This is a genomic window from Dinoroseobacter sp. S124A, from assembly GCF_049801015.1.
Lineage (GTDB): Bacteria > Pseudomonadota > Alphaproteobacteria > Rhodobacterales > Rhodobacteraceae > Dinoroseobacter.
In genome coordinates this window covers 46,888-67,582 of the sequence record NZ_JBNAGD010000012.1, presented here as the reverse complement: position 1 = coordinate 67,582, position 20,695 = coordinate 46,888, and the positions used below count along the sequence as shown (strand labels likewise).

Genomic DNA, 20,695 nt, shown 5'->3' with positions numbered 1-20,695 from the left:
GGGCGCAGCGAAACGGCCGGTGGCGCGAAATGGTTCACCCTCGATGAGGTGCTGCGCCTGCGGGCGTTCTTTGCCGAGGGGGGATCGAAGGCCAAGGAGTACCGCCCCTACCGCCCCGAAGGCCTGCCTGCGAAACTCGTGGCGGTGGCGAATTTCAAGGGCGGGGTCGGCAAGACCTCCACCTGTGCCCATCTGGCCATGTCCGCCGCCCTGGACGGCTACAAGGTGCTGGTGCTCGATCTGGATAGCCAGGGCTCCATGACATCGATCTTCGGCGGGCAGGTGGCCGATGAATGGGCCACGGTCTTTCCCCTCCTCGCCCGCCATTATGCGCGGCATCTGCGGACCGAGAACCAGCGCCGGCTAGACCGCAACGAAGCGCCCATTCCGCTGGATGAGACCCTCGGGGACGCGCTGGACGTCACGGCGCAGAGCCTGATCCAGCCCACCCATTGGCCCAATATCGACCTGATCGGCGCGCAGCTGAACCTCTATTGGGCCGAGTTCCAGATCCCCGTCTGGCGGATGCAGGCGCGCTCCTGGAAGCTCTGGGATGCGCTCACCGAAAGCCTTGAGGCGGACGGGATCCTCGACGCCTATGACCTCGTCTTCATCGATACGCCCCCAGCGCTCGGCTATCTCACGATCAACGGGCTCGCGGCCTCGGACATCCTGCTTGTGCCCATGGGGGCCTCCTTTTTGGAGTTTGACAGCACGGGGCGGTTCTTTGACATGCTGCACTCGACCTTTCACTCCATCGAGGAGGGGGAGAACATGGCCGCCCGGGCGCTGGGGCGCGAGGAGCTGGCCTTTGAATGGGATGCGGTCCGCGCGGTGGTGACCCGCTATGACGGCGCTCAGCAGGCCGAACTGGCCGGGCTGATGCAGGCCTATCTCGGGCGAACCCTCAGCCCCCACCGGCAGGATTTCACCGCGCTGATCGGGCAGGCCGGCGAGCAGGTCTCGGGCATCTACGAGGCCGATTACCGGGATTTCAACCGCGAGACCTATGTCCGGGGGCGCGAGACCTTTGACGCGACCTATGCAGCGTTCAAACGGCTTCTGCTCGGGGTCTGGCGGCGGGAGGAACTCGCAGCCAAGGACGCCGCCGCGTGACCAAAATAGGCTCTAAACCCCCATTTAGGGCCTGTATGCGTCAGGCACCGACACCTCCCCTGCCCCCATCCACGCGCCCCTGAGCCCGCTGTCACGGAGGACATCATGGCCAAACGCAAACGCCTTACCCCCGCCCAACCCGGCTATCTTGATACGGGCAGCGCAAGTCTGTCCCCGGGCTTTGCCGCCCCTGCCCCGGCAGAGCCCGCGACCGGGCCCGCGTCGATCCCCCCTATCGCCCAGGTGGCACGGGACAGTGCCGCCTCGGCCGCCCTGGCCGAGGTCACGGCCGAGCTTGAGACGGCCCGGGCCGAAGGACGCCTGATCCAGGCCCTGCCCCTCGCCGCCATCCAGCGGGACCATCTGGTCCGGGACCGGTTGATCGTTGAGGCGGACGAAATGGCCGTGCTCAAGGACAGCCTGCGCAGCCGCGGCCAGCAGACCCCGATCGAAGTGGTGGATCTGGGCGATGGGCAATTCGGGCTGATCTCGGGGTGGCGCCGGGTGACCGCCCTGGGCGAGCTCCATGCGGAGACCGGCGAGGAGCGTTTCGCCCGGGTGCAGGCCCTCCTGCGGACGCCCGAGACCTCCGAGGCGGCCTATACGGCCATGGTCGAGGAAAACGAGATCCGCGTCGGGCTCAGCCCCTATGAGCGGGCGCGCATCGTCGCCAAGGCGGTGGAGCAGGGCGTGTTTCCGACCCATAAACGCGCGCTGCAGAGCCTGTTTGCGTCGGCCTCCCGGGCCAAACGCTCCAAGATCGGCTCATTCCTCACCGTGGTGGCTGCGCTGGATGGCGCGTTGCGCTTCCCCGGCAGTCTGACGGAACGGCTGGGCCTGCGCCTGTCCAAGGCGCTGGAGGCAGATCCGGAGCTGGCCCGCACCTTGCGGACCCGCCTGCGCAAGGCCGGGGTCGAGGATCCTGACGCCGAAGCCGCCCTGTTGGAGGCCGCTCTGCGCCCGACTGCGGAGCCTCGCCCCGTGACGGCCCGGCCCTCTACCCCGTCAGGGGGGCGTGGGACACCGGCGCCCGAGGGGGAGGAGATTCTTCCGGGTCTTTATCTGGCGCATAGCTCTGCCGGGGGCTCTGCGGCACTGACCTTGTCCGGGCCGCAGGTCACGCCGGAGCTGCGCGCGCGGCTGACGGCCTGGCTTCGGCATGAGGGCGGATCCTGACCTTCCCGGCACATGTTTCGCAGTGGGTTCAGGGGTGCGAAACGTTTCGCATGCGAAACAAATTTCTGTAACACATTGATTTTAAAGAGAACAAGACTCTAGAGATTCTTGGCTGACTGCGGGCAGTGCGTGCTGGCACCTCACCAGGTCCGCCGCCCGCCCAATCCTGCTGCGGGCTGCCTGAGATTTGGGCGTTCAGGCCGGATCGGCGTTTTCCAGCGGATGCGTCACCTACCCCCTTGTGGCCATATCCGGCGATCCGCTACACAATCTGTGGTGGAATTAGGCAGTTGATGAAATTGGGAGCAGTCGGATGGGGTCCGATATCTCCGGTTTTAGGTAATTGAGCAGATCTCGAGCGGATGGCGTGGATCCGCGCGACAGATCAGGGGCATGGGCTGAGCGACGTGTTGAATTTCGTCAAATCACTGACATTGGGTCAGAAGGCTATCACGTTGCTGACCGTGGATCTCTTGCTGATCCCGATGGCGCTTCTGGTGACCTTTGCCCTGCAGCCCGAACCCCTGCCCCTGCGCGAGACGCTGTTTCTGATCCTGCCGATCCTGCCTTACCTGCTGGCGGCCAGCGCGCTGGTCTCCTTCTGGATGGGCATCCCCTATGTACGCCTGAATGCCTATGAGAGCCGCGCGGTCGGCAAGACGGCCCAATACGCGGTGGCCAACGGGATCATCGCGCTGGTGCTGGGCAAGATTGCCGGGCTTGGCCTGCCGGGCGGGCTCTATGTGATCTTTGCGGGCTGCTTTTTCCTGTTTTCTTCCGCCAGCCGGGTGGTGATGCTGCAGATCCTGACCGCGATCTATCGCCGGGATGAGGGCCATACCCGGGTGCTGATCTACGGGGCGGGCACCACGGGCACGCAGCTGGTCTCGGCGCTCAATGCGCATAAGACGATCTATCCGGTGGCCTTTGTCGACGACAATACCGCGCTGCATGGGCTGACCGTGGCCGGGTTGCCGGTGCATTCGCCGGTCCGGATCCGCGAGCTGGCCAATGCCAAGCAGATCGACCGCCTGCTGCTGGCGGTGCCGTCTCTGAGCCAGCCGAAGCAGGCACAACTGGCCCGCCGGTTGCAGAAGATGGGGCTCGACGTGCAGGCCCTGCCCTCCTTCTCGCAGCTCATCGGCGAGGAGCAACTGGTCGAGAAGCTCAAGCCGGTCGAAAGCCATACCTTCCTCGGGCGTCAGCAGGTCTGCGACGAGCTCGAGCGCGGCTGCGAGAGCTATGCGGGCCGGGTGGCGCTGATCTCCGGGGCCGGGGGCTCCATCGGGTCCGAGCTCTGCCGTCAGATCCTCGCCTGTCGCCCTGCGAAACTCGTGCTCTACGAGCTCAATGAACTGGCCCTCTACAACGTGGAGATGGAGCTGCGCAGCCTCGCCGAGGTCACGGGCACCGAGCTGGTGCCGGTGCTGGGCTCGGTCACCGATCCGCGTCAGGTGCGCGGCGTGCTGGCCGAGCACGGGGTGCAGGTTGTCCTCCATGCGGCGGCCTACAAGCATGTGCCCCTGGTCGAGGCCAATCCGCTGGCCGGGCTCGCCAATAATGTCTTCGGCACCCAGACCCTGGCCCGCGAGGCCGCCGAGAGCGGGGTCGAACGCTTCATCCTGATCTCGTCGGACAAGGCCGTGCGGCCGACCAATGTCATGGGGGCTTCCAAGCGGCTGGCCGAGCTGGTGATCCAGGATCTTGCCACGCGCAGCCCGGGCACGGTCTTCACCATGGTGCGCTTCGGCAATGTGCTGGGCTCGTCCGGTTCGGTCGTGCCGCTCTTTCAGGAGCAGATCCGCCGGGGCGGACCGGTGACCGTCACAGACCCGCATGTGACCCGCTATTTCATGACCGTGCAGGAGGCAGTCCGGCTGGTCCTGACCGCGGGCTCCATGGCCCGGGGAGGCGAGGTGTTCGTGCTGGATATGGGGCGGCCCGTGCCCATCGTGCAACTGGCCCGCCAGGTGATCGAGAGCGCGGGCTACACCGTGCGCGACAGCGATGCGCCGGATGGCGATATCGAGATCGTCTTCACCGGGCTGCGCCCGGGCGAGAAGATGTACGAAGAGCTGACCCTCACGGATGATCATATTGGCACCCGGCATCCCAAGCTGTTCTGTGCCCGCGAGCAGAGCGTTTCCGAGATCGAGGTGGCCAGCATCCTGCGCGCCCTGCGCCATGCGGTGGCCTCCAGCGATCCGGTGGCGGGCCGCGCGGTCATCGACCGCTGGGTCGAGGGCTATGTCGCGGCCCCCCAGCGGGTCCAGTCGTGACCCCCGGACAAGGCTGCGCCCCCGGTGCGGGCCCCGAAACCGAGCCTGATACAGGCGCTCTGACAAAGGCCGCTGCGCCTGCGCCGGGGCATGCCGGGGCAGGGGGGACACAGCCCCCCGCCCATCTCGCCCCGGGCCGGGAAAACGCCTTGAAGGCGGGGGCGCAGGCATGGTCTCACTGCACCAACGGGTGGGACGGTCTCACCCGCTCCGTGAGAACTCTCGTGAGATCCCCTGTGAGATCCTTTGCCATGTGCCTGCTGCCCGTTTCTGCCCCGCGCGTCCCTGCCCCCGCCTCCGTTGCCGCAGGGCGCCGGTCGCGGATGTCCGGGCGGATCACGGCACTGCTCTGCGGGACGGCCCTGTGCGCCGGCTCCCTCGCGCCACAGATCGCCCGGGCGCAGGAAGGGCTGGCCCCCGCCCCGTTCCTTGTGACCGAGGGCGAAGCCCGGGCCGCAGCGCAACAGCCCGATTACGCTTTCCGGCCCACGCCCGAGGCGGTGCTCTCGCCGCCCAGCCTGAACTTCTACGGCGCGCCGGGGCTGATCGACATGCCCTCGGGCGAGGCCCTGCCCGATGGGCAGATCGCCGTGGGCGTGTCGAATTTCGCGGGCCAGACCCGCACCACCCTGACCTTTCAGCTCGCGCCGCGCCTGTCGGGCAGCTTCCGCTACACGGCCATTCAGGACTGGGATTCAGACGGGTTCGATACCTATTACGACCGCAGCTTCGATGTGCGCCTCCTCGCTCTTGAAGAGAGCCAGTATTTGCCCGCAGTCACCATCGGTCTGCAGGATTTCGTCGGCACCGGCATCTATGCGGGCGAGTATATCGTGGCCACCAAGACCCTGACGCCGCGGATCAAGGGGACCGTGGGTCTGGGCTGGGGCCGTCTGGGCAGTGCGAATAACTTCGGGGGCATCGTCTCCGATGACCGGCCGGGCTTCGACGTGGACAGCCGTGGCGGCGAGCTTGGGACGGATCAGTGGTTCCGCGGGCCGCAATCGGTCTTTGGCGGCCTGGAATGGCAGGTCACGGATCAGCTGGGGGTCAAGCTCGAGTATTCCAGCGATGCCTATGAGCCCGAGGCCGGGCAGCGCGATGTGTTCGACCGCAAGTCCGACTGGAATTTCGGCCTCGAATACCAGGTCAACGACGCCATGCGGCTGGGGGCCTATTACCTCTATGGGGCCGAGCTGGGCGTGATGGCCCAGTTCCAGTTCAACCCCAAGGGCCCGCCCCAGGCCATGCGCGTGCCCGCCCCCGAGCCCGTGGCCCTGCGCCCGGACCGGGCCGCCAATCCCGCGCTCTGGAGCGCCGATTGGAGCGCGCGGCCCGATGCCCAGCAGATCCTGCGCGATGCCCTCGCCCCGGCCCTGGCCGAGGAGGGGCTCGAGCTGCGCGGCCTGTCCGCCACGGGCAGCAGCATCGACCTGCGCTATACCAACAACCGCTACCTGTCCTCGGCCAATGGGGTGGGGCGGGCGGCCCGGGTGCTGGCCCAGATCCTGCCGCCCTCCATCGAGACCTTCCATCTGACCCCTGTGGTCGGCGGCATGCCCGCGAGCCAGGTCACCCTGCGCCGCTCGGATCTCGAGACCCTGGAATTCGCGCCTCAGGCGGGCGCGCGGCTCCTGGCGGCGGCCGAGATCTCCGAGGCGGCGGAGCTGCCGCCCGAGGCGCTCCTGACCGACGAGGTGGTCCAGCCCCTGACCTGGGGGATCGGACCCTATCTTGAGCAGAGCTTCTTTGATCCCGATGATCCCTGGCGTTTCGAGATCGGGATCGAGGCCACGGCGGCCTATCGTTTCAGCCCGAACCTCACCCTGTCCGGCACGGTCAGCAAGGAGATCGTGGGCACGATCGCCGATAGCGACCGGGAATCGAACTCGGTTCTGCCGCGGGTCCGGACGGATCAGTTCCGCTATGCCCAGGAGGGGGATCCGGGGATCGAGGATCTGGTTCTGGCCTATACGTTCCGCCCGGGCGAGGACATCTACGGTCGGGTGACCGCAGGCTATCTCGAGGCGATGTTCGGCGGGGTCTCGGCGGAGCTTCTGTGGAAGCCCGTGGACAGCCGTCTCGGCCTCGGGGTCGAGTTGAACTATGCCCGCCAGCGCGATTTCGACCAGCGGTTCGGGTTCCAGGATTATGACGTGGTGACCGGCCATGCCTCGGCCTATTACGAGTTCGGCGATGGCTATCTGGGTCAGGTCGATGTGGGCCGCTACCTGGCCGGGGATACGGGCGCGACCTTCACCCTGTCGCGGGAATTCGACAATGGCTGGGAGCTGGGGGCCTTCTTCACCCTGACGGATGTCTCTTCCGAGGATTTCGGCGAAGGGTCCTTTGACAAGGGCATCCTGCTGTCGATCCCCGTGGGCTGGCTTCTGGGCAGCCCGAGCAAGGCGGGCCTGTCCACCACGATCCGCCCGGTGCAGCGCGACGGCGGCCAGCGTCTCTCGGTGCCGGGACGGCTTTATGATCCGGTGCGCGCGCAGCATGCCCGCGCCCTCACGCGGCAATGGGAGCGGGTATGGCAATGATCCCTACAGATCGGATCCGGGACCGCGCCGCGGCCATGCGCGGGGCATTTCCCCTGATACAGAGCCTGATTGCGGCCCGGTCATCCCGGGGATCGGGACATGTCCTGCGCGGGCTTGGCGCCTTGCTGTGCTGTGGCGGGTTGGTGGCCTGTACCTCCACCGGGCCGGGCGGAGAGGACAATGTCTGGTCCGAGATCCGAGATACCGGACGCATCCTGATCGCGCAGCGCGGGCCCACACCCCAGGCGCCGGAGCTGACGCCTGAACTTCTGGCGGGGGTCGATTTTCCGCTGATCCGGACGCGGAACCTGTCGGTCGGGTCCAGCGCGACCCTGGCCGGGGTCAGCCGCCGGGGCACGGCCAGCGCGCCGGTCATGGTCTGGCGCGGCGCGGATGGAGCGACCTTCACCACCCGCAGCGGCCTGCTCGTGGCGACCCGGGGGACCGGGGATGACCTGATGTCGGCGGATGTGCGCGGGACCGAGGCCGCGCTGCGCAGCGGCGGCGGGAGCTATGCGCGCTCCTATGTGGTGTTGCAGGGCAATACCCGTGGCCGGACCCTGAATTTTGACTGCACGCTGCAGGCTGCGGGGGCGGAGACCCTGACCCTGGTGGGCCAGCGCCGGGACACCACCCGGCTGGAAGAGAGCTGCAGCGGGCTCGAGGGCGCGTTTCGCAACACCTATTGGCGCGGCGGGGATGGCACCTTGTGGCAATCCCGGCAGTGGTCCGGGCCCGAGATCGGCCATCTGGTTATCGAGCTGCTCAAAAAATAGGCAGTTCTGCCCCGTGTCTGGCCGGGCCTGTGACTTGCAGGCCTCTGTCGCTGCAAAGCCGCGAAAACCCGCGTATCACCGGGGCCTGCCCGGCTTTGTTCATTGTCTCGCCACAGTGCAGCACATATGTTGAAACCAATTGCGAATCCCATTCGAGGTATCCGATATGAAGACCTTTACTGCTCTTGCATCCGGCCTGGTTCTGGCAGCTGCCGCCGCAGCGCCTGCTCTGGCCACGTCCGAAGTTCCGCTGAACGTGGCTGTTTCCAGCCAGGCAGCGACGGGAAGCACCGTCGTGATCGCCGGCACCACCGTGCCCGCAGCCGCCGTGGGCGTCACCGCCTTTGGCGCCGTGATCGTGGCTGGCGCCAGCGGCAGCAGCGACAGCACCACAACCACGGCACCTGACGCGGACTGATCCTCGGGATCGGTTGCGACTGATCTGCTGTGACAGATCGGGTCCATTGCTGGAGGATCTCCAGCCTCTGAGCGAACCCGCCCGGGTTCGCTTTTCGCTTTCTGCGGGCAGGGGGGCCGCAGAATGTCGCGTCAGGGCCGCACCCATCTGCGGGTCTCCTCTGTCGCGGTGACGTGCCCTGGGCGTGCCGCTAAAGTCCCGGCAAGCTCGACTGTTATAGGTTTCCCAAGATGAAAATTGCTGTTGCTGGAATCGGCTATGTTGGCCTGTCCCTGAGCGTTCTGCTGGCCCAACGCCATGAGGTGGTCGCCCTCGACATCTCCGAAGACCGGGTGGCCCGGCTCAATGCCGGTGAGGCCCCGATCGCCGACCCCGAGATCGAGCGCTATCTGGCCGAGGAAAGCCTGACCCTGCGGGCCACCACCGATGCGGCCGAGGCATTTGACGGGGCCCGCTACATCGTGGTCGCGACCCCCACCAGCTATGACCCGCAAACCAACCGCTTCGATACCAGCTCCGTGGAGGCGGTGATCGAGAGCGCGCTCAAGCTGGCCCCCGAGGCCACCATCGTCATCAAGTCCACCATCCCTGTGGGCTATACCGAAGGCCTGCGCAGCAAGCTCGGGGTCCAGAACATCCTCTTCAGCCCGGAATTCCTGCGCGAGGGCAAGGCGCTCTGGGATAACCTGCACCCCTCGCGGATCGTGGTCGGGGCGAAAACAGAAGAGGCCCGGGTCTTTGCCGATCTGCTGGTCGAGGGGTCGCTCGATGCGGATGTGCCGGTGCTTTTCACCCAGCCGACCGAGGCCGAGGCGATCAAGCTCTTTGCCAATACCTTCCTCGCCATGCGCGTGGCCTATTTCAACGAGCTCGACAGCTACGCCCTGGCCCATGGGCTGGACAGCCGCTCGGTGATCGAGGGGGTCTGCCATGACCCGCGGGTGGGCAGCCACTATAACAACCCCTCCTTCGGCTATGGCGGCTATTGCCTGCCCAAGGACACCAAGCAACTGCTGGCGAATTACGCCACTGTGCCCCAGAACATGATCTCGGCCATCGTCGATGCGAATACCACCCGCAAGGATTTCATCGCCGAACAGATCCTCGCCCAGCAACCCGCCACGGTCGGCATCTACCGGCTGGTGATGAAGGCCGGCTCGGACAATTTCCGCGACAGCTCGATCCAGGGGATCATGAAGCGGCTCAAGGCCAAGGGCATCGAGGTCACCGTCTACGAGCCCGAACTGCCCGATGACACCTTCTTCAACAGCCCCGTGGAGCGGGATCTGGAGGCGTTCAAATCCGGTGTGGATGTGATCGTCGCCAACCGCATGGATGACCTGATCCAGGATGTGGAAGACAAGGTCTTCACCCGGGACCTGTTCGGCGAGAGCTGAGCCCGGCAGGGGCAGAGATCACGGAGACGGGCAGGGCGCACCGCCCAGAGGCGCCGGTCCTGCTCCTCCATATCGGGGGCCGAATTGCGGCTCCACCGCCCTGCAGCGCTCTCTCTTCCATGGCCGTTGCGGGCTCGCGCGCCCGGACATCCACTATACCGATCAGGCGTTCGGCATCGATCCGGACCGGGCGGTGTCCCACAACCAGATGATGCCGCGCTTGGCCCGGGCTGCGACCCGCGCCCGGTTCGAAACCCTGCAGATCTCGTCTTGTACCCCGCCCGCTCCCACCCGTCTGCCGGCCGCGCGGGCGGCGGGGACTGCGCGTCTCGCGGGGATCGACCTGCAGAGGCTGCCCGGGCGCAGCCAACAGCTGTGAGCGCCCTGGAACGGCTCTGAAACAGGCTCTTTTCAAGGGTTATACACCGCCTTCAGGCGATCGCGTCGTCCATCAGCCGGGCCCGGAGGGCCAAGGCAAGAGGCCGGTCCTGCCCGGGTAGATCAAAGACTTCGCTCAGGATGCGATGGGCGCGGCGCAGGATCTGCGCCTCGGACATCTCGCCATAGGCGAGCCCCTCCGGGATCTGTCCGAACTCCGCCATCACGAAGTGCTCGGGGTCCTCATCGTCCAGAAACCCGCTGGCCAGGGCGAAATTCTCGTTCAGGAAGTGATCCCGGATCCGCCGCGCCTGATCCGCCGACAGCATCCGGGCATTGGGCCGCTGATAGGCCGGGGGCAGGGCCCGGGTCAGCCGATGGGCAAAGCGCGCGTCATGGCGGCTGTCGAAGAACACGTCATGGTGGCGCATCATGAAATGCATCAGGGCGAAATCGACGCTGGGATTGCTGGCCTCGGTAAAGACCGCCGCGGCCCCGGCGGGCCAGTCAAACAGCGCGAAGAAGTCATAAGCCGGCTGGCCGCGCATCATCCGGCGCGGCAGGAAGGGCCGCAGCCGGATCCGCGCGCCGGGCAGGGCGGCGCGCCAGGCCCGCATGATGCGCAGGTAATTGGGCTGGTTGACCCGCAGATGCCGCTGCACGCTGGCCTCCAGCGTCAGCCCGTCCTTGAGATCCCATTGCTTCCACGCCGAGGGGATCCAGTCGATCTGGGGCCGGATATAGGCCACCACGGTCACGTCGCAGGCCCGGTCGAGCCCGGCAAAGAGCCGGGCGGGCGCGCGCAGATCGGCCAGGTTTTCCGAGGACAGGATCAGCGTCTCGTCGGGGCCTGCGGCGGTGATCTGGCCGCGCAGGCGGGCCTGAAAGGCGACCCCGGCCTCGGGGCTCTCCATGGCCTGTTGCAGGGGCCAGAGCGGCGGTTGCAGCTGCGCTGGATCCTCGGGCAGGTCGAGATCGCGGTTGAAGACCCGCACCCCGCGGGCCCGCAGGGCCGGAAGCTGGGCCACCATCGCATTGAAGATCGAGGTGCTGCCGCATTTCGGGAAGCCCGCATGGAGGATCAGGGATGTCACCGCCGCCTCCGGGCTAGGGGGCCGGGACGCGCGCTGCGCCGAGACAGGGCCGGACAGAAGGGCGGGACCCGGGGCAGGGTGCCGTGGGGGAAACGGGGCGGGATCGCATGGCCTCCAGTTCTACAGGGCCGCCCCGGGAAGGCAAGCTGCGGGCGCGGGGCCGCAGCGGGGGACGCGGGGGTCAGACCCGGTGAAACACCCCGATCTCGGCCCAGTCAAAGCGCAGCACCGCCGAGGAGGGCCGCTTGCGCGCCTCCAGGGCAAAGCCGGCGGCGGTGATCTCGGGGATCAGTGCTGCGAGCGGGGTGTCCCCCACCACGAAGAGCGGCGCGCCGGGGGCCAGCAGCCGCGCCACCTCGGCCAGGGCGGGGCCCCGCAGCCCTGGATCGTCGAGCGTTTCGTTCAGGCAGGCCAGCTGCAAGGCGCCGCCCTCATGGGCAAGCCGCCCTTCGGCGCTGCCAAGCGCCTCGGCAAGGCCCTCGGGGGGCAGCATGGGGCCGCGGAACTGCGCGTCCCAGAAGCCCTGCAGGGCGGCGGGGATGTTCACCCCCAGCCCCGGCAGGCGCCGATAGAGCAGGATCGTCTCGGCCAGCACCCGGTGCAGGCTGCGCGCCCGGCGGTCCGAGCCGCATTGGCCACAGCGCGCCGCCACATCGCCGCCCTCGAAATCCGGGGCCTGATGGCCGCAGATATTGCAATGGCGCCCCTCGCGCCGGGCGATCCGGTCGAGCCAGCCCAGATCCACCAGGTTCGGCGGATGCAGCGCGCCGTGATGTTCATCCACCCGGGCAGCCAGCCCGGGCCGGGTCCTGTTGAACAGGGAGATCAGCCCGGGCACCTCGCCCAGTTTCCAGCCGCAGCTCTCCACGTAGAAGGAGTATTCCACATCCGTATAGGCATGGGGCACCGCCTCGGAGAACCCGCCGATCGTCTCGTACATGGCCCGGCGCAGGGCGAAGAACCCGCCCTGCACATGGGAAAAGGCCCGGTCTGGATTGTCGGTGGCGAATGCGGGATTGCGGAAATCGTCAAAGAGCGCGATCCGCGACGGGTAGTCCCGGCCATGCAGATAGCTCGGCGAATAGCACAAGGTCCCCGCCAGCCCGACCTCCGGATGCGCGTCGAGATAGGTGACAAAGGGCCGTTCCCAGCCCTGGCGGGAGGTCATGCCTTCCTTGCCGCAGACATAGATCATGTAATCCGACGACCCGTGGGCCATGCACAGATTGGTGCCGGGCCCCACCAGCGCATTCGCGCGGTTCAGGATCAGGGTCATGTTGTCCCGCGCCCCATAGACCGACAGCAGATGGGCCAGGGCCGGGGCGTCCGAGCCATTGTCGCAGACCACCAGATGGAAGGGCAGATCCGTATTGGCATAGAGCCGCCGGATCACCTCGCGGGTCTGGGCGAGGTTGTTCCAGGACACCACCATCAGGTCGAGCGTCTCGCCCGCCCAGAAGCGCAGCAGCGTGTTGACCAGATCCGCCCCGTTATGGTTGCGCCGCAGATGGGCCTCGGCATCCTCGATCATGGTCGCGACCGCGATCTCGGGCAGGGCGTAATAGGCGCGGATCTTCTCGGCCAGCGCCTCGGGCGTGACATCCTCCGACAGCATGCCCGTGATCCCGTCATGGACCAGATCCGGGATCCCCGCGATGGGGGTGGTCAGCACCGGCAGCCCGGCGGCCATGGCCTCCATCAGGGTGGTGGGGATGCCGTCCATATCCCCATCCGCCGCGCGCACCGAGGGCACGGCAAACAGGTCATGGGCCCGGAACACCTCCATCAGGGCCTCGCGGCCTTTCACCGGGCCATGGAGGGTGACATTGGTGATCTCGAGGTCCTCGATGATCTGGCGATAGAGATCCTCCAGCGGGCCATAGCCATGGATGTTGATTGTGATCCCGTCGCGCTCCAGCAGCTTGCCCGCCCGGACCAGCACATCCAGCCCCTTCTTCTCGGCAAAGCGCGACACGGCGGCCACGGCCTTGTGGCGGCGCGCGGGGCGATCCGGGGTCTTGCCGCCGGCAAAGAGATCCGGGTCGATGCAGTTGGAGTTGATCGTGATTTTCTCGGCCCGCACGCCCCGGTCCACCAGATAGTCCCGGTGAAAGCGCGACAGGGTGAAGATCTGCAAACACAGCGGGTCGGCGCTGATCTCGTCGAGCCGGTTGGCCACCACGTTCTTGTAGCGGAAGATATCCTGGGCATGGGCGATGCAGGTGAAGGGGATGGCGGCCTTGCGCGCGGCGGGCCAGACCATGTCGGTCACCGTGGGATAGATGAAATGGCCATGGACCATGGTGCGCCCGGTCTCGGTCAGACGCGCGGCCAGATGGTCGGCATCCTGCACCTGTTCCCAGGTGATGTCGAAATCCGGGGCGAAATCGGGAAAGGGCGAGGCCCGGCAGAAGACCTGCACATCGATGCCCTGATCCTTCAGAAGGCGCAGCTCATTGAGCACGAAGGTCTCGGAGGGGACCGGGAAATGGGTGCAGTAATAGGCCAGTTTCAGATCCGCGCGCGGGATCTGCCGGGGCAGGGCGCGGGCCGGCAGCACCATGGGGGCAGGGGCCCTCCCGGCGGCCAGATCCGCCAGCAGCGGCGCATAGGCCTCGGCCATGGCCGCGTTATAGGCCGCCCGGCCAAAGGCGGTCTCTGCATGGGCCGCGGCGCGCAGCCCGTCCACCAGCAGCTGCTTGCGGTCCGCGCCGTAGGCCCGGATCCGGGCGGCCACGGCCTCGGTATCGCCCGCAGGCACCACATGGCCCGTCTCACCCGGGATCAGCAGTTCGGGCGGCCCGCCATGGTCATAGACGATCGCCGGACGCCCGGCGGCCATCCCCTCGAGCACTGTGCGCCCGAAGCTTTCCTGAAACTGGGACAGGCTGAGCACGAGGTCGAGCTCGGCCATGGCCTCGGCGGGGGTGTCGCGATAGCCCGCGATGCGCAGGCTGCGGGGCAGCTCCCCGGCATCGATCCGCGCCTGCAGCGCCGCCGTATGGCTATGCTCGGGCCCGATCAGCAGGAATTCCGCGTCGGGCAGGTCTGGGGCGACCTGTCGGGCGATCTCGGCGAAATCGGCAATGCCCTTCTTGGGCATGTTCGAGCTGATCATGCCAATCCGCAGGGGGCCGTCCACGGGTGGCGGCGGCAGGCTCTGCAGCGCGCTCATATCGGCGGTGTTATAGACCACCGCGGCGCGGCGCCCGGGCCGGTCGAAACAGGCGGCCGTGGCCCGGGAATTGGCGATGATCCGGTCGCAATGGCCCCATAGCGCGGCGATGATCCGGTCGGCATCCGCGCCCAGCATCTCCTGCAGGGAGGTGTCATGGGTGATCAGTTCGCGCGCCTGCACCACGCCGGGCCGCCCCATGCGCCGGGCCGCGATCAGCGGCTCGCGCAGGGTGATCGTATTGGCATGGACGATATCGATCCGCTCTTCGGCGATCAGCTGGGCAAAGCTGGTCACCGCTGCCTCATCCACCGGGCTGTCCAGCTGCCACCACTCATAGGCCAGCACGGCCAGGGCACAGGCCCGGCTGCGCAACAGCTCGATATAGGCCCTGTTGCCATCCCCGGGCACGGCCACGATCACGTTGATCTCCATGGCCGTCAGCGCATCGAGCATGTCCAGCAGGCTGCGTTCGGAGCCATAGAGCTGATCGCCCACCGTATGGGCCACCAGCAGCACCGTGGGCCGCATGGGCTGCCGCTCCCGGTGGCCGGGCAGGCGGGTGATCTCCGCCCGCAGCCCCGCACTGCGCGCCGGCGGCAGGACCGGGCGGGTCGGGGGCCGGGCCACACGGCCCTCGGGCTGGCCATAGCGGATATAATGGAGCACCGGATTGTAATCCGCCTCGGCCACATCCGCATAATCGCTGCGATAGGCCATGGCATCGAATTTCGGCCCCGGATTGCGCAGCAGCCGCGCCCCGAGCCAGAGGAAATGCTCCATCGGATCCATGCCCAGAGCCGCCACATCCGGATAGGTGTTGCGGTACCACAGGGCATCAAAGAGGCCCGATGCCTCGAGATCGGCGCGGTCGGAATTCGGGTCGTCGGAGGTCATGCCGGGGCTCTGGTCTCAGGACGGGCCATGGCCGCTCTCGGATTGGCGGGGCTCGGAGGAGGGGGCTTCTGCCTCTGCCTCTGCCTCTGCCGCGGGCGTGGGGCGGGGCCCGTCCGATCCTGCCGGATCGTCGAGGGCTGCGGGAACAGGGGGCGTCTCGGGGGCCTGGGCAGGGTCCTCCGGGTCATGGTTCTGGACATGATCTGGGCCATGATCCGGGGCGGGGTCCGGTGCCGGGGGTGCTGTATCGGTCTCTGCGGACGGGTCCCCATCCGATGCGGGCGCGATCTCTGCCGGAGGGGCCTCTGTGCGGGTCTCCGCCCCGGTCTCTGCAGCTGGGGGGATCCCATCCATCACCGTCTCGCCAGTGTCGGCTTCGGATTCGGCCTTTGCCCCGATCTCTGCCTCTGTCCCGATCCCGGTCTGTGCGTCTGCGTCGGGTGCCGCCGCTGCGTCCCCGTCCCTGCTCAAATCCAAATCCTCGCGCGCCTCCCCGGTGGCCGCTTCCGGCGCCGGAGGTGTGGGCGGGGTGCGCGGCTGGGTCAGGTCGCGGGGCGCACGGCCCTCGGTCAGCCCGTATTTCACGAAATGCCAGGCCGGATCGGTGCCGCTCTCGGCCACATCCGGGTTGGTGGTCAGATAGTGCTCCGGATCAAACGCGCCGGTGGCGATTAGCCGCCGGGCGCAGTCGGCATAATCCGCATCCTCCAGCCGGGCCCCCTCCGCGGCAGGATCCGCAGCACCGGCCCCCTGCAACAGGGCCTCCATCAGCTCGGGCAGCCATGCGATCATCCGGTCCTTGGCCTTTCGCAGGGCCCGTGTCTGATGTTCGCTGGCGGCCAGAAGCCGGGTCAGCTCGGCCATCTCGCGGGTCTGGGCCTCCAGCTGCTGGGCCTGCCGGTCGAGGGTGCGGGCGAAGGTCTCGGGGGCCAGATCGCCCCCGGCGCGCGGCTCGCTCTGGGCCAGCAGACGGGTCAGGGTCAGCACCTCGGCCCGGGCGGTCTCGAGCCGGGCATGGGCCGCGTCCCGGGCGTCTTCGAGGATCCGGATCTCGACCTGGGCCTCCAGGATCCGGGTCTCGCGGTCATGGGCGGTCAGCCGAGCGTCCTTGAGAGCCGCGTCCAGCGTGGCCAGCTCGCCATCCTGCACCGCGCATCGGTCGGTCACGTCCCGGAGCCGGGTCTTCAAAGCCTGCAGGTCGTCCGGCAAAGCACTGTCCTGAGCTGGCGTCGCGCGAATTTCGGACATGCTCACCCTTTGAAAAAAGCGCCGGAGCACGGCGCGTCATGCCGTCTTGCGGCGCTATTCGATCTGGCTTGGCAGGCTAATCCCGCGTTGCCGTAAGGAAAAGGTCCCGAAGGCTGCCGCCCCCGAGGTTCAACAGGGGGTGTCATGCAAATGCATCGGCATCCTGGCAAGACCGTCGCCCATTTCTGTTCCATGCGCCGCCCCTATGCGCGCAGATGCGGCCTTGGTGATGCAGTCTTGCCAGTATGGAGCGCGGGGCAGGGCGAGGCAATCTCCTCTCGCGGCCCGCTTGTCCCCCGCTGCCCTGGGATCGGGCAGAGGGTCGGGGGATCAGGCCAGCCCCATCGCGTGCTGCAGCTTGTCGATGGCGTGGTTCAGGGTGAATTTCTCCAGCAGGCGCTGTCGGGCGGCCGCGCCATAGGCGGCGGCCATGTCCGGATCGGCCAGCAGCCGGTCAAGCTCCCGGGCCATGGCGTCCAGGTCATGCTCGTCCACCAGCGCGCCGCTCTCGCCCTCGATCACGGCTTCGGGGATGCCACTATGGCGGGTGGAGACGATGGTCAGCCCGGCGGACATGGCCTCCATGATGGCCACGGGCAGGCCCTCGGTGTCGCCATTGGAGGAGGTCACGGAATGCTGCAGGAAGAACGACGCCTCCCCCATGGTCTTGCGCACCACGTCATGGGGCTGGCTGCCGAGCAGCCGGATCCGGCCCTCCAGCCCGGCCTGGGCCACCGCGGCCTTGGCCTCCTCCCAGAGGGGGCCATCGCCGATATAGTCGAGCCGGGCCTCGGGATGTGCCTCGGCGATCTTTGCAAAGGCGCCGATCGTGGTCAGCGGGGCCTTCTTTTCGACAAAGCGGCCCACGGCCATGCACAGGCCCGGGCTGCGGCTGGAGGGGGGGAAATTCTCGGCCTCGACACCGCAGGGCACCACGGTGATCCGGTCGGCGGGGCAGCCGATCCCGACCAGGTTGTCAGCGATGAAGCGCGACGGGGTGATGAAGCCCTCTGCCTGGGTGAACAGGGTCTGATAGGCTTTGACGATCTTGGGAAAGCGCAAATGGCTGGACGCGTCATAGCCGTGGAAATGCACATGCAGTTTGACCCCGGCGGCGGCGGCCGGGGCGGCCATCTCGACCCCCATCCCGCCGAATTCGGTCATCATCACCTCGGTGCCGGTCTGGCGCAGGAACCCGGCTACGGCCCGGTCCCGCAGGGGCTTGATCCGGCCCAGGGGCAGGGCGGGGCGGGCGCTGGTCGGGGTGCCGCCCGTGCCATAGCTGCGCGGGCGTTGGCCGATATCGCACAGGAAGGGGCCGTTGAATTCCGGGATCGGGGCTTCCGTATGGGTGACGAAGGCAGAGCGTCCCGGGGCCAGACGCATGGCATGGGCGGTGACGAACGTTTCGGACACCAGTCCGAAATAGCGTGAAGCAAGAGCAAACATGACATGGAACACATCTAACGGCGCCCTGGGGCGGCAGGTGCCGATACACTACGAACCGCCCCGGGGGCCAACAAGCCGCAGGTTCCGCGGCGTATAGCCGCCTGTGATTCGGGCGCGGCGGGGCCTTTGCTGGGCCCGGGCGCATCGCTGGGCCCGGGGGGCTGGCGCCGGGACCACAGGGGCCCGAGGCCCTGTGTCCTGCCCGCGCGCAACCGGGCAACCGTGACCGTTTGAGCGCGTTAAGAGGGTGTTTTTCTTGCGGAGTGAGAGTCTCTTGACCTCAAGACTGGATCTGGATCATCTCTCGGGCATCAGGGAATTGTGCCCCGACAATTTCTTTTCTTCCAAAATGGGCGAGGCGTCTGCGGGCGCAATCGCAAGGAGCGTTTATGGTACGTCACGTACATCTTCTTGATACGTCGGTTGCGACCGACAATGTGGGTGATGAGATCATCGTCGATGCCTCCAAGGCGATCATCGCCCAGACCTTTCCGGATGCCTATATCTCGCGCTCGGCCAGCCATGACGGCCTGGGCCATTTCGGGCGTGAACTGGTTGCGGATGCGGATGTCGCCCTGTTGATCGGCACCAACGGGCTAACACCGGCCGACCAGCGCCGGTTCAACTTCGTCTGGACCGTGCGCGGCAAGGATGTCGAGGCCCTGCGCGACAAGGTCGTGCTGTTCGGGGTCGGGGCCAACCGGGATTTCGACAAGATCAACTGGCGCCAGAAGCGGCTGCTCTCCACGATCCTGTCCTCGCGCCACACCCATTCGGTGCGCGACGCCCAGGGCCAGAAGCTCATGGAGATGCTCGATTTCAAGGTGACCAATACCAGCTGCCCGACGCTCTGGGGCTATGCCAAGACCCCGCCCGTCGTGCCCGAGGGCAAGGCGGACCGGGTGGTCTTCACCCTGACCAAGCACAAGCCCGCCGCCGAAGACGCGCAGATGATCGAGATCCTCAAGCAGAAATATGACGAGGTCTATTTCTGGCCGCAGCAGCCCCGGGATCTGCCCTATCTGCAGGAGATCGCGGGCCTCGAGGGGATCACCGTGCTGGCCCCCAATCTGGCCGCCTATGATGCGCTGCTGGCCTCCGGTCCGATCGATGTGACCGGGACGCGGCTGCATGGCTCGATCCGCGGGCTCAAGCATGGCCGCCGGATCCTCGCCGTGTCGATCGACAACCGGGCCCGGGATATCGGGGCCGAGACGAACCTGCCGGTGCTGGCCCGGGACAAGGTGCCCGGCGAGTTTGCCAAGCTCATCGATGGGGGCTGGAAAACCGAGCTGACCCTGCCCGGGGACCGGATCGACCAGTTCACCGGGCAGTTCGCCGCCTGAGCTCCGGATCTGCCGACGCATTGACGAGCCCGGCGGGCCCGCTGCCGGGCCGGGCAGGTCCCTGTGCGTAATCTGCGGGCGGCCCGAGTGTCGTGCGCTCCGAACACGTCACCGGCCGGTCTCGGCGCGCAGGTCGTGCCGAGTTGCTGTCGACAGCCGGTCGGCACTCTGCGCCCCGCGCGTCCGCATCGGTCCCGGTCTCACCGGCGCCGAGCGGGTGCCCTCCGGGCCTTGCCGTCTTCCTTGCGCGCCGCCGGATCGGGAAGCCTGCCCCCGGGGTCAGGCTTGCGGCATAAGCTTTGTTATGTTGTGAACGCCCCCCCAAAGGGTGACCCCGGCGCGGGTCCTGGCCTCAGGGGGTGTTGCCGCGCGCCCGGGCCTGCACCCAGGCCCAGCTCGAGGCGCACATGGCCTCCAGATCCCGCTTGGTTTCAAACCCCAGAACTGCGCGCGCCTTGTCCACTTGCGCGCAATAGACCGGCACATCCCCGGGCCGGCGCGCCACGATCTCATAGGGCAGATCCCGCCCGCAGGCCTTGGAATAGGCCGCGATCATGTCGAGGACCGAGTGCCCCTGTCCGGTGCCCAGATTGACGAGATGGCCCTTCTGGGTGCTGAGCAGCGCCTGCAGGGACAGCACATGCCCTTCGGCGAGATCCTCCACATGGATGTAATCCCGCAGCCCGGTCCCGTCCGGGGTCGGGTAATCATTGCCAAAGACCTGCAGATGGGGCCGCTGGCCCATGGCCACCTGGGCGATATAGGGCATCAGGTTGTTGGGAATGTCGGACGGATCCTCGCCGATCAGGGTCGAGCTATGGGCGCCCGCGGGATTGAAATAGCGCAGGATGCCGAAGGCCCATTTGGGATCGGATTGCGCCAGGGCGTCCAGCACCAGCTCGCCGGTGATCTTGGTCAGCCCATAGGGGTTGGTATGCCGGTGCGGGGCGGTCTCCGGGGTCGGCGTCTCATCGGGGATGCCATAGACCGTGGCCGAGGAGGAAAACACCAGCCGGTGCACGCCCGCCACGTCCATTTCCTGAAGCAGTCCGACCAGCCCGGAACAGTTTGTCTCGAAATAGTTCAGCGGCATCGCCACGCTCTCGCCCACGGCCTTGCGGGCGGCGAAATGGACGACCGCGTCGATCCTGGTCTCGGTGAAGATCCGCGCCAGCAGGGCCCGGTCCAGCACCGACCCCCTGTAGAGCCGCACCGGGCCGCCGGTGATCAGTTCCAGCCGGTCGGGCACGTCATCGGCCGCGTTGGAGAAATTGTCGAGGATCACCACCTCGTAGCCCGCAGACTTCAGGGCGACATAGGTATGGGATCCGATATAGCCCGCACCACCGGTCAGAAGGATCGTTTCAGTCATGGGGGGCCTTTACGCTGTCAACACGAAA

At 67.2% G+C, this 20,695-nt stretch carries 13 protein-coding genes; 8 read left to right on the top strand and 5 right to left on the bottom strand.

Translation table 11 applies throughout. From position 1 onward, the window contains the following. From ACP15I_RS21070 to ACP15I_RS21040, 7 genes are all read left to right on the top strand, one after another. On the top strand, window positions 1-1,116 hold a 1,116-nt coding region (locus ACP15I_RS21070; RefSeq protein WP_424976564.1), incomplete at its 5' end, for an AAA family ATPase. 105 nt (window positions 1,117-1,221) lie between these two features. Next, window positions 1,222-2,292: a ParB/RepB/Spo0J family partition protein gene (locus ACP15I_RS21065; RefSeq protein ID WP_424968593.1), complete on the top strand. Its 1,071-nt coding sequence runs from the start codon at window positions 1,222-1,224 to the stop codon at window positions 2,290-2,292. Window positions 2,293-2,654: 362 nt separating this feature from the next. Continuing rightward, the gene (locus ACP15I_RS21060; RefSeq protein ID WP_424968594.1) at window positions 2,655-4,571 is read left to right on the top strand and encodes a polysaccharide biosynthesis protein; all 1,917 of its coding nucleotides are present in this window, start codon (window positions 2,655-2,657) and stop codon (window positions 4,569-4,571) included. Window positions 4,572-4,894: 323 nt separating this feature from the next. Then, the gene (locus ACP15I_RS21055) at window positions 4,895-7,117 is read left to right on the top strand and encodes a YjbH domain-containing protein (protein WP_424976563.1); all 2,223 of its coding nucleotides are present in this window, start codon (window positions 4,895-4,897) and stop codon (window positions 7,115-7,117) included. After that, window positions 7,108-7,893 carry a YjbF family lipoprotein gene (locus ACP15I_RS21050; protein ID WP_424976562.1) on the top strand — a complete coding sequence of 262 codons (786 nt, stop codon included), beginning with the start codon at window positions 7,108-7,110 and terminating at the stop codon, window positions 7,891-7,893. Before ACP15I_RS21055 ends, ACP15I_RS21050 begins: the two co-directional genes overlap by 10 nt. Before the next feature lie 166 nt (window positions 7,894-8,059). Continuing rightward, window positions 8,060-8,311: a hypothetical protein gene (locus ACP15I_RS21045; protein ID WP_424968597.1), complete on the top strand. Its 252-nt coding sequence runs from the start codon at window positions 8,060-8,062 to the stop codon at window positions 8,309-8,311. 230 nt (window positions 8,312-8,541) lie between these two features. Further along, entirely contained in the window at window positions 8,542-9,708 is a 1,167-nt protein-coding gene (locus tag ACP15I_RS21040; protein ID WP_424976561.1) for a nucleotide sugar dehydrogenase, read from the top strand. 431 nt (window positions 9,709-10,139) lie between these two features. On the opposite strand, the gene ACP15I_RS21035 is transcribed toward ACP15I_RS21040, so the two are convergent. The 4 genes from ACP15I_RS21035 to ACP15I_RS21020 form a co-directional block, all read right to left on the bottom strand. Then, window positions 10,140-11,180, bottom strand: a complete 1,041-nt coding sequence (locus ACP15I_RS21035; protein ID WP_424976560.1) for a hypothetical protein — start codon at window positions 11,178-11,180, stop codon at window positions 10,140-10,142. Window positions 11,181-11,361: 181 nt separating this feature from the next. Then, a complete protein-coding gene (locus tag ACP15I_RS21030) occupies window positions 11,362-15,252 on the bottom strand; it encodes a glycosyltransferase (RefSeq protein WP_424976559.1) in 3,891 nt (1,296 codons plus the stop codon). Window positions 15,253-15,267: 15 nt separating this feature from the next. Further along, window positions 15,268-16,500 (bottom strand): hypothetical protein, encoded by a 1,233-nt coding sequence (locus tag ACP15I_RS21025; protein WP_424976558.1) that lies wholly within the window; start codon window positions 16,498-16,500, stop codon window positions 15,268-15,270. Window positions 16,501-16,830: 330 nt separating this feature from the next. Beyond that, entirely contained in the window at window positions 16,831-17,916 is a 1,086-nt protein-coding gene (locus ACP15I_RS21020) for a glycosyltransferase (protein ID WP_424976557.1), read from the bottom strand. Window positions 17,917-18,338: 422 nt separating this feature from the next. Between ACP15I_RS21020 and ACP15I_RS21015 the strand changes: the two genes are divergently transcribed. Then, entirely contained in the window at window positions 18,339-19,295 is a 957-nt protein-coding gene (locus tag ACP15I_RS21015; RefSeq protein WP_424968603.1) for a polysaccharide pyruvyl transferase family protein, read from the top strand. Window positions 19,296-19,647: 352 nt separating this feature from the next. Here the strand turns inward: ACP15I_RS21015 and galE are convergent, their stop codons facing one another. Further along, the gene (galE, locus tag ACP15I_RS21010) at window positions 19,648-20,667 is read right to left on the bottom strand and encodes a UDP-glucose 4-epimerase GalE (protein WP_424968604.1); all 1,020 of its coding nucleotides are present in this window, start codon (window positions 20,665-20,667) and stop codon (window positions 19,648-19,650) included. Between the last annotated feature and the right edge of the window lie 28 nt (window positions 20,668-20,695).

Bases quoted from the DNA above. Each gene is read 5' to 3' on its own strand.
- ACP15I_RS21065 (WP_424968593.1), top strand. From the start codon at position 1,222: ATGGCCAAACGCAAACGCCTTACCCCCGCCCAACCCGGCTATCTTGAT.
- ACP15I_RS21060 (WP_424968594.1), top strand. From the start codon at position 2,655: ATGGCGTGGATCCGCGCGACAGATCAGGGGCATGGGCTGAGCGACGTG.
- ACP15I_RS21055 (WP_424976563.1), top strand. From the start codon at position 4,895: ATGTCCGGGCGGATCACGGCACTGCTCTGCGGGACGGCCCTGTGCGCC.
- ACP15I_RS21050 (WP_424976562.1), top strand. From the start codon at position 7,108: ATGGCAATGATCCCTACAGATCGGATCCGGGACCGCGCCGCGGCCATG.
- ACP15I_RS21045 (WP_424968597.1), top strand. From the start codon at position 8,060: ATGAAGACCTTTACTGCTCTTGCATCCGGCCTGGTTCTGGCAGCTGCC.
- ACP15I_RS21040 (WP_424976561.1), top strand. From the start codon at position 8,542: ATGAAAATTGCTGTTGCTGGAATCGGCTATGTTGGCCTGTCCCTGAGC.
- ACP15I_RS21030 (WP_424976559.1), bottom strand. From the start codon at position 15,252: ATGACCTCCGACGACCCGAATTCCGACCGCGCCGATCTCGAGGCATCG.
- ACP15I_RS21025 (WP_424976558.1), bottom strand. From the start codon at position 16,500: ATGTCCGAAATTCGCGCGACGCCAGCTCAGGACAGTGCTTTGCCGGAC.
- ACP15I_RS21015 (WP_424968603.1), top strand. From the start codon at position 18,339: ATGGTACGTCACGTACATCTTCTTGATACGTCGGTTGCGACCGACAAT.
- galE (WP_424968604.1), bottom strand. From the start codon at position 20,667: ATGACTGAAACGATCCTTCTGACCGGTGGTGCGGGCTATATCGGATCC.